Origin of the sequence: Aminivibrio sp. (genome assembly GCF_016756745.1) — a bacterium.
Lineage (GTDB): Bacteria > Synergistota > Synergistia > Synergistales > Aminobacteriaceae > Aminivibrio.
Genome location: NZ_JAESIH010000065.1, coordinates 46,328 through 57,321, shown reverse-complemented (window position 1 = coordinate 57,321; position 10,994 = coordinate 46,328). Strand labels below are relative to the sequence as shown.

The following is a 10,994-nucleotide window of genomic DNA, read 5'->3' as shown; positions in this document are numbered from 1 at the left end:
GGTTTATTGTATCCTCTTTTATCGGAAGAAACGTTACTGTAATATAAAATATGGGGCGGAAAATAAAATCGAACGGGCAACCGGGGAAGGTGGTCACCATGAACGAAATCGGGGAAATTCGCACGCTGGAGGGCCGGGAGGCCCTGAGGGCCCTTGCGGGAGCGGCCCGTATCATCCACAGGTTCATCCCCGGCGACATGAGTTTTGCCGTCATCGAGGGCGACGCCTACATCACCTACGTGCCGGGCAGAACGATTAACTTCAACAGGAAACCGGGAGACAGGCTCGCCGAGGGATCGGCCGGGAACCGGTGCATGAAGGAGAAACGGCCCATAGTCAAGGAGTTCGGGAAGGAAGAGTCCCCTTTCGGCATCCCCTACATCGCCCACTCCATGCCTGTGTTCGACGCTGGTGGCGAAGCGGTGGGCTGCGTCATCCTGGCGGAAAACGTGGAACGGCAGAACACACTCAGGGAGACGTCCGAAACCCTTCGGGCCTCCACAAGCCAGATCGCCGACGCCCTCCAGTCCATGAACGGCCGGATGGAGGAGATGCGCGCCGCCGGGGAAACCCTCATTTCCATCACCGGTACGGCGGTGGAGCGGGTTGCCGGCACTGAGCAGGTGGTGGGAATCATCGAAGGAGTGGCCAAGCAGACCAACCTTCTCGGGCTCAACGCCTCCATAGAGGCTTCCAGGATAGGGGAACTGGGAAAGGGCTTCGGTGTGGTGGCCGACGAGGTGAGAAAACTCGCCGTCCGGTCCACGGAATCGGCGAAGCGCATCAGGGAGATCCTCGACTACTTCCGCACGTCAACCTACGAAATCAACGAAAACACGGAGGTCCTGCTGAAAATCATCAAGGAGCAGGCCCGTCTCATCGAGGGGATCGCAGCCTCGGGCGAGGAAGTGGCCTCCGTCTCGGCGGTCCTGGAGGATGTGGCAAGAAAACTTCTCAGCACGGAAGAATGACAGGCTTCCGGAACGAAGAAAAAAGCGGGGCCCGAAGAAAACCGGGCCCCGCCGCGCAGTGCCGGAAAGAGGGCTACATCAGCGCCTTCAGGGCGTTGAGGGCGGCCTCGTAGTCAGGCTCGGTGGTCTGTTCAGGGACGATCTGCACGTACCGGATCACGTTCTCCCTGTCCACCACGAAGACGGACCGGGCCAGAAGACGGAGCTCTTTCATGAGCACGCCCCAGTTGGTCCCGAAGGAAGCGTCCCTGTGGTCGGAAAGGGCCACGGCCTTGTCGATGCCTCCGGTGGCGCAGAACCGCTTTATGGCGAAGGGCAGGTCCATGGAAATGTTCAGCACCGCCACGTCGGCAGGCTGGTTGGCCGCATCCTCGTTGAACCAATGAATCTGCAGGTCGCACACGGGAGTGTCCAGGGACGGGGTGACCGAGATGACCTTGAATTTGCCGTCGAAGTCTTTCAGGGACTTCGGGGTCATGTTCTGGTCAAGCACTGTAAAGTCGGGGGCCTTGTCTCCGACCTTCAATTCGGGCCCCACCAGGGTAATGGGGTTTCCACTCATTGTGATTATTCCTTTTCTTTCCATGATGTATTCACCTCCGAAATAGAATCTTTGTTAGATGAGTCTATCATGACCGGTCAGAAAAGGTCAAGCCGTCAGATTTCCCCTAAATCCGCAGGTTTTTCAGGCAGAGGGAGTGTCGCCGGGCACAGCGCCCGGGCCGAGAAACCGACACGGATGTCGGTTTCAGGTGCAGTTGTCAAGGACGACAATCTGCACCGGCGGCCCAAGCGAGCACTGGTGACACTCCCGCTGCCTGCGGATTTAGGTTTCCTGGGTTTCGTCCGCGGTGCGTGAAATGCGGAAAAAGACCCGCAGACCGGCGAAACCCCTGAGTCTTCCATGCGGGGAATAGTTTTTTCCACCGGCCATTCCGCTCCCTTCCTCCGGAAGGTTCTTCAGGCCTCCTTGCCCCAGCTCTTTGACCGGAGCAGGCCGATGGCGATGACCGGGAGAATGAGCAATGGGAAGGAAAGGGTTCCCAGGTAGCCGTATCCTCGTGCGACCAGCTGGATCAGGCCGAACAGGGCGATGCCCCAGGTGAGGAGGACGTAGACCAGGGATGCGATGATGTTCACCTTCCTGTCCCCCGCGGCGGATGCCCCGCGGGTTCTTCCCCAGAAGGCCACGATGCGCCTGGCGCCGCCGAAGATGAGACTCACGCCGGTGGAGATGACCGCAAGGAAGATGAGCAGGGAGACGATGGCCGTGCCAAAAGCGCCGCCGCCCCCGTGGGCCGCCACGTACAGCACGGGAACGCTCTCCTGGAGGATGTCCGGGTAGTGGAGAAGGACTCCCGCCGTGGCAAGCCAGAGCACCCCGGCGTTGATGATGAATCCCCAGACCGACGTTTTCATGGCGTCCTCCCTGGTTTTCAGCGCGTCGGCCACGGCGATGTAGGCTCCCATGGCGCATGCCTGGAAACCGGCATACTTCATGGACGCCCAGAAAGCCTCTAAAAAGCCCTTCGGGGATGGGGCGGTGCGGATGATCTCAAGCAGCTTGGGGAAGTTCGTCACGAGGTTCGCCACGTAAATGAAAGTCATGCCCGCAATGATGATCACCGCCATCGTGGAGGCGGCCCTGCGCACCATCTCCGCGCCGAAGATAGTCAGAAAGAAGATGAAGACCGCCACGATCACCGTGTTCATAACGTAGGGCGTCCCGAGGATCTGCTTCATCACCGTGCCCCCGGTGGCGAAGGCCACCGCCGACGCGATGAGAAGAATGAGAATGTACATGACTTCGTAGGCGTTGGAGAAGATGGCTTCGAAGGGTTTGAAATACAGATTGCCCCATGCCCTGTAGTCAAACGTTTTGTAGGTTACGGCAAAGCTCCACACATAATAGAGCACCACCGTGACGATGGCGACGGACAGGACGGGGGTGATCAGGGCGTACCATCCGTAGGATACAAAAAAGTCAACGATCTGTCTTCCGCTGGCGAAACCGCCGCCGAAGTGGGTTGTGAACCAGACAAAAGCCACTGCCAGGATTCCAATATCACTCTTCGATTTCATCTCGTTCCCTGCTCCTCTCGTGTCTCCCGTTCAGAACTTTCTTTGTCCGGGGCCCCCGGATCGGGGCCCCGGACAAACCTGTCAGCTGCCGAGCAGTTTTCCGGGGTTCAGGATTCCGTCGGGGTCGAAGGATCGCTTGATTCCTCTCATGATCTCGATTTCCTCTGCGGGCTTGGAGTGGAGGAAGATGGGCATCTTCACGTAGCCGATGCCGTGCTCTCCGCTGCCCACGCCGCCGAGGCGCACTGCCACGGAGGTGAGATCGTCGTAAAAGGCCTCGGCGTACTCCGCCCATTCCATGGGCTCCATATCGGCGGGCTTGAAGATGATGGGATGCAGATTCCCGTCGGCGATGTGGCCAAGGATGCCCACGGTGATACCCCGTTCCTTTCCCGCCCTCCGGATCTCCTCCACCATCTCAGGGACGGCGGACAGGGGAACCACCATGTCGCCGCTCAGGGAGCAGTAGGGATCATGGGCCCTCATGGCCTCGGCGAGGTTCTGCCGGATGTTCCAGACCATGCCCGACTCGGTCCGGCTCTCCGCCACGAAGACCTCCAGGGCCCCGTTCTCGAGGCAGAGGGTTCCCACCTTCTCGTACCCTTCCTCGAGCCGTTCGTCCGTGTCGCCCTCGATCTGGATGAGGAGGAAGGCATCGGCCCTGTCCTGGTAGGGGAGCACCGTGTTCACGTGGGAGGCGGCGATGTTCACCGAAAGCTTGTCCATCAGCTCGCAGGATATGACGCTGATCCCCGTGCGGACCACCTTCGCCACGCTGTCCACCGCCGTATCCAGGTCCGGGAAGGCCACCAGGAGGTTCACCGTCTTCCCGGGCTTCGGCTCGAGGTTTACGATGACCTTGGTGATGATCCCCAGGGTACCCTCGGAACCGACCATGAGCTGCATGAGGCTGTACCCCCATGTGTCCTTCCGGATCCTGCCGCCGAGGTTCAGCACCGTACCCGTGGGGAGGACAACTTCCAGGCCGAGAACGTGCCGCCGGGTGTTGCCGTAGCGGATGACCTTGCCTCCCCCGGCGTTGGTGGCCACGTTGCCGCCGATGAAGCTCGTCTCGGTACTCATGGGGTATCCCGCGTAGAGAAACCCTTCCTCGGCCACCGCCTTGCACAGTTCGTTGGTCACCACGCCGGGCTCCACCACGGCCACCCGGTTCACCGGGTCTATTTCGAGGATGCGGTTCATTTTCTCGAGGGAGAGGACGATGCCGCCGCACAGGGGCACTGCCGCCCCGGCGAGGCCGCTTCCCGCGCCCCTGGGGGTGACCGGGATTCTGTGCTTCGACGCCACCTTCATGACCGCCGCCACCTGTTCGGCGCCTTCCGCCTTCACCACGGCGTCCGGCATGGAGGTGAACATGATGCCCGCCTCGTCGGAGGCGTAGCTCTCCAGGGCATCCGGGTCTCCGGCCACCACGTTCTTCGCTCCGGCAGCCTCCTGTATCTCCCGGAGAATCTCCGGGGTGATTTTTCCGTATCGCTCCCGAAGGGCGTCGGTGTTTCCGAAAAAGGTTCCCGTCATGATTTCAGCCTCCCTATGAGCGCGGGGATCACTTCCAGAGCGTCGCCCACGATGGCCAGGTCCGCCACCCGGAAGATGGGGGCCTCCGGGTCGGTATTGACGGCGATGACCGTATCGGATGCGGACATCCCGGCGAGGTGTTGCACCGCCCCGGAGATGCCGCAGGCGATGTAGAGTTTCGGTGTCACCGATTTGCCCGACAGCCCCACCTGGGAGGAATAGGGCGCCCAGTTAAGGTCAACGGCCGTCCTCGACGCGCCCACGGAGCCTCCGAGAAGGCCTGCCAGTTCCTCGAGCAGGGCGAAATTCGTCCCTTTCTTCATCCCTTTTCCTCCCGCCACGATAACCTCGGCGTCCTGCAGGGGTACGCCCACGTTCTTCTCCGGCAGGAACTCCAGAAGCTTCATCACCGACGAGAGGGAGCCGGGAGCGACCTTTTCGGCGATGATCTTTCCGGTCCGCGACTGGTCCGGAGGAAGGGGTTTCTTCGACCGGGGCCTCACGGTGCACATCTGGGGCCTTCTGAGGGGCGTCTTGATGTCCGCCATAACGTTTCCCCCGATGGCGGGCCTGGTCTGGATCAGCAGGCGTTCCTCCGTGTCGATGCCCAGTTCGGTACAGTCCGCCGTCAGTCCCGTCTCGAGGTCTGCGTAGAGCACTGGCATTACGGTCCTGCCGGCTGATGTGGCCGAGGCGATGAAAATTTCGGGCCTGTGGCGGTTCACCAGCTCGGCCAGGGTCTTGGAAAAGCTGTCCGCCTTGAAATGAGCCAGCCTGGGGTCATCCACCACGTACACCTGGTCCGCTCCGTGGGCCACCAGCTCAGGGGCCTGTTCCGTAACGCCGGAGCCGAGAAGCACCGCCGAAAGGGGCACGCCCAGGGTGTCGGCAAGGTCCCTGCCCCAGGCGAGAAGCTCGTATGAAACGGGATGAATCCGGCCATCCCTCACTTCGCTGAGGGTCCAGACTCCGCGGTATTCTTCGTTCATGGCGGTTTCCTCCTACACGATCCCGCAGCCCCGGAGCACGCTGAGGATCTCCTCTACGGCGCCGTCCACGCTGTCTGCTGCGGATACTTTTTTTCCCGACCGGGTGATCTGGGGATAGGAGACCTTCACCACTTTTGTCGGCGAGCCCAAAAGGCCGAGATGCTCCGCGGGAAGGGGAAGATCGTCCGCCCCGAGAACGGGGATCTCCGTCTTCTTCGCCCGGATCTTTCCTCCCAGGGTGCACAGCCGGGGAGTGTTGATCTCCTTCACCACCGAGAGCATGGCGGGAAGAGGAGCCTCGACCCGCTCGTGCCCTCCCTCCACTGCCCGGCGGACCACAAGGGAGCCCTTTCCGGCCGATTCTACGGCGCTCACGAAGGTGAGCACCGACAGCCCGAGGATCTGCCCGACGGCGGGGCCGACCTGCCCCGTCTCGCCGTCGGTGGCCCGTTCGCCCGAGAGCAGGAGGTCGAAGCCCCCTGCCTTTTTCACTCCCGCAGCGAGGGTCCTGGCGGTGGCCAGGGTATCGGACCCGGCGAACCGCCTGTCGGAGAGCAGCAGCCCCCTGTCGCACCCCATGGCGATGGCGGCCCGCACCGCTTTTTGGGCCTGGGGGGGACCCATGGAGATCACCGTGATCTCCGTCCCTTCTCCGAGGCGGTCCTTCAGCCTGACCGCCTCCTCCACGGCGTGAAGGTCGAGAGGGTTCAGCTCCGCCTCTACGCCTTCCCGCACCATGGTTCCCGTCTCTTCGTCGATCCTGACGTTTTCCGTCGCGGGAACCTGCTTCACCAGCACACCGATCCGCACGGCCGCACCTCCTGTCAAAATAAAAAGCGAATAAAAAAGCATAATACTACGAAATGTCAATATGACAAGACCAATTAAAAGTTGTATTATTATAGAATTACGTGGAATTCACCTCCCATGAGAATGGATTTTTAGGTCTTTCTGACATTTTAGGCACTGCTCCCGGAAAAGAAAACCCCCGGCGGGATGCTTCTCCGCCGAGGGGGGAATAAAATACCGGGGGTGTGTCGGTTCCCGGGGCCTTAGAGTTCTCCGTACTTTTCCCGCAGGTACCGGATGTACGGCCCGATGTCCAGTCCCCTGCCCGTGACCCGTTCGATCAGCTCGGGGGCGGTGTACTTGCTGCCGTGGCGGTAGATATTCTCCCGCAGCCATCCGTGAAGGGCTGAAAAGCTGCCCCGGCGCATGTCGTCATGAATCCCGGGGAGGGCCTTCAGGGCCTCCGCGAAAAACTGGGCGGAGAGGATGTTTCCCAGGGTGTACCCCTGGAAGGCCCCGCCGATATGTCCGCCGAACCAGTGGACGTCCTGCAGGCAGCCGTCGGCATCGTTCTCCGGGGCGATCCCGAGATTCTCCTGGTAGGCGGCGTTCCACGCCTCCGGAAGGTCCTTCACTTCGAGTCTTCCCTCCAGCATCTTCAGCTCCAGCTCGAAGCGGATCATGACGTGGAGGTTGTAGGTCAGCTCGTCGGCCTCGGTGCGGATGAGGGATGGTTCCACCCTGTTCACCGCCCGGTAGAAGGTCTCCAGGGGAACGGTCCCCAGGCGGTCCGGAAAGACTTTCTGCAGTTCCGGGTAGAAGTGCTCCCAGAAGGGCATGCTCCGGGAAACCAGGTTTTCCCACGTGCGGGACTGGGACTCGTGCACCCCGGAGCTGGTCCCCTCCGCCAGGAGGGTTCCCTCCAGGGCGGGGTCCACCCCCTGCTCGTACAGGGCGTGCCCCGACTCGTGGGTGGTGGAGAAGAAACCGCAGGCGAAGTCCCCTTCGTCGATCCGGGTGGTGATGCGCACGTCCCCCACGGAAAACCGCGTCTCAAAGGGATGGTGGGTCAAATCCTGCCGACCCCGGGCGAAATCGTAGCCGAACATCCCGATGACCATCTTCCCGAAGTCGAGCTGCCGGTCTTTGGGGAAATGTCCCTTCAGGCACGAATCATCGGCCGCTTGACGGGACGCGGCTGCCCGCACCAGCGGCACGAGCTGTTCCCTGAGCTCCCCGAAGACCTTCCTGACGCTTCCCGCCTTCATGCCGTAGTCGGAAAAGTCGATGAGCGGGTCTGCGATGTGGTCATATCCCGGGAAAAAGTCCGCCAGGCGGCGGCTCAGGTCCAGGGTCTTCTCCAGCAGGGGAAGAATTCTTTTGAAATCGTCGGCGGAACGGGCTTCGGTCCACACTTGGTAGGAAAGGGCGGAATGCTCCGAGAAAGCCGCCAGGAAATCCGCAGGCACCCGGACGGCCTTTCGGTATTCCCGGTCCGCCGCCCGGACCAGGCAGCCGTCATCCGAATCGGGGGGAAGGCTTCCTGCGTAGGGGAGCAGATCGTCGATCAGCCTGCCCACTTCAGGGGCGGTGAACCTCTCCTGGGCGATCCTGGCCAGCGTGGCCATCTGGCGCCCCCGGGCCTCCGCCCCGCCGGGAGGCATGTACGTGGCCTGGTCCCAGTAAAGCACCGCCCCGGCGTTGTTCAGGTCGTTCACTTCACGGAGCCGTGCTTTCAGCTCCTCCAGCTTTTTTTCCATGCCGGCCATGAAGGGCTTCCCTCCCTACTCGGCCGACCGGAGAACCCGGACGCCCCGGGGGGTCTCGATGCGGGCCTCCAGGTATGGGGCCGCTCCTCCGGGAAGGGACTTCACCGACAAGGGGCCTTCCATGGCCAGGGATTCCAGCAGCCGGGAAACCCGCTTCGGATCGGGGTGATGGATGTCCAGTCCGACGAGGTGAAGTCCATGGTCCTGGAGCTTCGACGCTGGATGAACTCCGGGCTGCCACTGGATGAGGGCGGGGCCCGTTCCAAGCGGGAGAGAACCGTCTTCGGGGATGGTGATGAGCCATTGCAGCGTCCCCCGGGACATGGATTCCACCGGCCCCAGGGGCTCCGGTGACTTTTCCGCCCAGGTCCGGATGTCTTCGGTCCGGGCCACCCACGCGGCGAGGAAGGGGACGGCGTTCCCGGGAAGGGAATCCAGGGCGAACCATCGGGGGCGACCCGGGGCCGGGGCCGCCGGGTTTGCCGCTATGACCTCGAGGTACACCAGGTCGCCCAGACGCAGAAGCAGATTGTGGGTTCCCATGCGGGGATGCTCGCCCCCTGCCTGGGGTGAGACACCCAAAGTTTTCGTGACAAAGGCGGCTCCCGCTTCGAGAGTGGGCGCCGCAACGGCGATATGATCCAGAATGCAGCCCATGACGAATACCTCCTGGTTGAAATAGAGGGACAGGCAGCCGAAATCCGGCCCTGTCCCTCCGCTATTTTCTCCTGTAAACAGATTTTCTTCAATGGCCGGGAAGGGCAGTCTAAATCCGCAGGTTCGTTCCCTTGTTCTACGAACAGTCCAGAGAGGTTTTTTATTTTTTAGGGTGCGGATTTAGGGGAGAGATACCATGTTCGAGATCGTCCATATCGGCATCCCCACCACCCAGAGCAAAGAGGGTGAGACGTACGTCCCCGGAGGGGAGGTCTATGTCACCCCGCCGGAAAAGTCACCCTTCGCCATGGAATACGCCCGTTTCCTTCCCGGGACGGTCTTCCCCGAGACTATGCGCCACGACGTTCCCGTGGCTGCGAAGATCGATTCCATCGAGAAGTGCGCAGCCCCGGCCGACGAGATCATCGTCCCGAAGATGGATGGAGGCGCCTGCCGGCTCTGCTTCGTCCGGAAGGATGGCGCCATCATCGAGCTCATGGAGGAGAAGTAGAAAACCGCCTCATCATCTGCAGCGCAAACGGGGCTGAAAGGGATTTTTCCCCGTCAGCTCCCGTTTTTTCTGACGATGTCGAAAATCGTCACTTCGGGCGGAGCGAAGAACCGAAGCGGCGGTCCCCAGGTTCCCGCTCCATTGCTGACGTAGATGGAACTCTCCCTGGAATTTTCAGCGGCATAGGCCTCTCCACCCCTGGAAGAGGGGGTCAGGGTCCGCAGTCCGGGACGGTATTCGTACACCATGCGGGTGAGCCAGTAGAAGGGCCAGATCTGCCCTCCGTGGGTGTGTCCCGAGAGCTGGAGGTCAAAGAGCCCCACCGATTCCGGCTCCACCTTCGGCTGGTGTTTCAGCAGCACCACGAAGCGGTCGCCGGGCAGGGAGGCCAGAATGGCCTGTTCCGGCGGGGCGGCCTCGCCGTAATGCCGGGCCGAAGGATCATCCATGCCGACGAGGACCAGTCCGCCGACGGAATGGTATTTGTTCCGCAGCACTTTCATCCCGGCCCGCTCGTTGAATTCCACGGCCTGCCTGACGCCCGCGTGGTACTCATGGTTGCCGGTGACGGCATAGATGCCGAGGGGCGGGATCAACCCCCTGAAGAGCGCGATCTCCTCGTCGCGAAACTCCATATTGTCGTCCACGAGATCCCCGGTGCTGACCACCAGGTCCGGTTCCGCCGCCCGGACCACGGAGAGGATGCGGTCGAGCCGTTTCTCCTGGATGATCCATCCCAGGTGAACATCGGTTATCTGGGCGATGCGGATCCGGTCCGTTCCTGCCGGAAGCCTTTTCGTTTCGATGGTGACGTGTCTCGGCTGCACGTTGAGGGCTTCAAACCATCCGTAGGCGCAAACCAGAAGAGCGAACCCCACCGCCGCCCATGCCCGGCCCCTCGGTGAGGGAAGCAGCCCTCTCAGGTCCGTGGAGAACAGGGTGTCGGCCAGCCACGCCAGAAACCGTACCATGTCGATAGCGACGAAGGCCGTGAAAAGGATGAAGAAGAAGGCCAGTCCCATATAGACGGAATAGGACAGCACCTTCCGAAATTCGGGATAATCCCCCAGGTCCACCTGCCAGAGCGCTCGTGACCCGAAAACAAGGAAGAGCGCGAAGGCCGCGTACAGGACCGTCCATTTCCATCCCGGTCCGACGGCGTTGCGCAGCCTGACATAGATATAGGAGTAGTGCGCTGCCAGCGTGACGGTGATCAGTATTCCTATGAGTCTCAATTTATAACCCTCCTGCGAAGCACAGAGCCCGGGGGCCTGCCTGTTGTTTTTTCCGTTCCTCTTTCCGGGGCACGAAGACGCCCCTCCGGAAAGAGGAAATTCTCAATTCGCTAAAGTTACCATTATCGAACATTTGTATTATATCATCCCGGGCAGCAGTTTGAGCGTCATTCTTTCTGTCGTCCTGACGAGAAATACCCTGTTGAGGAGATGTGCCGGGTGCTCGAAACACACATGAGCGGCTACTACGGCCGGCTGAAGGACTCATCCGCCAGGAGAGAACGAAAGAAGCAGAGGGAAAACTTGTGGAGACTGTCCGGCGGATTCATGACAAAAACGAATGTTTCGCGTAGGATTGATGATACAATCGGAAGTATCATGAGCGGGGTGAGGGAAGGATCGCGGTTTTAACGACCTTCAAATCAACCCCGAGATCCTTCGGGCAAGAAGCG

The 10,994-nt window shown here is 61.2% G+C and carries 11 protein-coding genes; 3 read left to right on the top strand and 8 right to left on the bottom strand.

The window, feature by feature from the left end:
* Positions 1–98: 98 nt before the first annotated feature.
* Entirely contained in the window at positions 99–971 is an 873-nt protein-coding gene (locus JMJ95_RS11525; protein ID WP_290685446.1) for a methyl-accepting chemotaxis protein, read from the top strand.
* A 73-nt stretch (positions 972–1,044) separates the two neighbouring features.
* Here the strand turns inward: JMJ95_RS11525 and tpx are convergent, their stop codons facing one another.
* The 7 genes from tpx to JMJ95_RS11490 all read right to left on the bottom strand — a co-directional run bounded on the left by tpx (position 1,045) and on the right by JMJ95_RS11490 (position 8,796).
* A complete protein-coding gene (gene tpx, locus JMJ95_RS11520; protein ID WP_290685445.1) occupies positions 1,045–1,557 on the bottom strand; it encodes a thiol peroxidase in 513 nt (170 codons plus the stop codon).
* A 374-nt stretch (positions 1,558–1,931) separates the two neighbouring features.
* Entirely contained in the window at positions 1,932–3,053 is a 1,122-nt protein-coding gene (locus tag JMJ95_RS11515) for a hypothetical protein (protein WP_290685443.1), read from the bottom strand.
* An 81-nt stretch (positions 3,054–3,134) separates the two neighbouring features.
* Entirely contained in the window at positions 3,135–4,592 is a 1,458-nt protein-coding gene (locus JMJ95_RS11510; RefSeq protein ID WP_290685441.1) for an FAD-binding oxidoreductase, read from the bottom strand.
* Positions 4,589–5,581, bottom strand: coding sequence for an electron transfer flavoprotein subunit alpha/FixB family protein (locus JMJ95_RS11505; protein ID WP_290685439.1), 993 nt, complete (start codon positions 5,579–5,581; stop codon positions 4,589–4,591). The genes JMJ95_RS11510 and JMJ95_RS11505 overlap by 4 nt, the downstream gene beginning before the upstream one ends.
* Before the next feature lie 12 nt (positions 5,582–5,593).
* A complete protein-coding gene (locus JMJ95_RS11500) occupies positions 5,594–6,391 on the bottom strand; it encodes an electron transfer flavoprotein subunit beta/FixA family protein (RefSeq protein WP_290685437.1) in 798 nt (265 codons plus the stop codon).
* 242 nt (positions 6,392–6,633) lie between these two features.
* On the bottom strand, positions 6,634–8,139 hold the full coding sequence (locus JMJ95_RS11495) for a carboxypeptidase M32 (RefSeq protein ID WP_290685436.1): 1,506 nt from the start codon (positions 8,137–8,139) through the stop codon (positions 6,634–6,636).
* 15 nt (positions 8,140–8,154) lie between these two features.
* Positions 8,155–8,796 carry a VOC family protein gene (locus tag JMJ95_RS11490; RefSeq protein ID WP_290685435.1) on the bottom strand — a complete coding sequence of 214 codons (642 nt, stop codon included), beginning with the start codon at positions 8,794–8,796 and terminating at the stop codon, positions 8,155–8,157.
* A 196-nt stretch (positions 8,797–8,992) separates the two neighbouring features.
* Between JMJ95_RS11490 and JMJ95_RS11485 the strand changes: the two genes are divergently transcribed.
* On the top strand, positions 8,993–9,307 hold the full coding sequence (locus JMJ95_RS11485; protein WP_290685433.1) for a hypothetical protein: 315 nt from the start codon (positions 8,993–8,995) through the stop codon (positions 9,305–9,307).
* Positions 9,308–9,360: 53 nt separating this feature from the next.
* Here JMJ95_RS11485 and JMJ95_RS11480 read toward each other — a convergent pair whose 3' ends face one another.
* A complete protein-coding gene (locus JMJ95_RS11480) occupies positions 9,361–10,542 on the bottom strand; it encodes a metallophosphoesterase (protein WP_290685432.1) in 1,182 nt (393 codons plus the stop codon).
* Between the two features lie 219 nt (positions 10,543–10,761).
* Here JMJ95_RS11480 and JMJ95_RS11475 point away from each other — a divergent pair, with 219 nt between their 5' ends.
* Positions 10,762–10,953, top strand: a complete 192-nt coding sequence (locus tag JMJ95_RS11475) for a hypothetical protein (RefSeq protein ID WP_290685431.1) — start codon at positions 10,762–10,764, stop codon at positions 10,951–10,953.
* Positions 10,954–10,994: the final 41 nt, after the last annotated feature.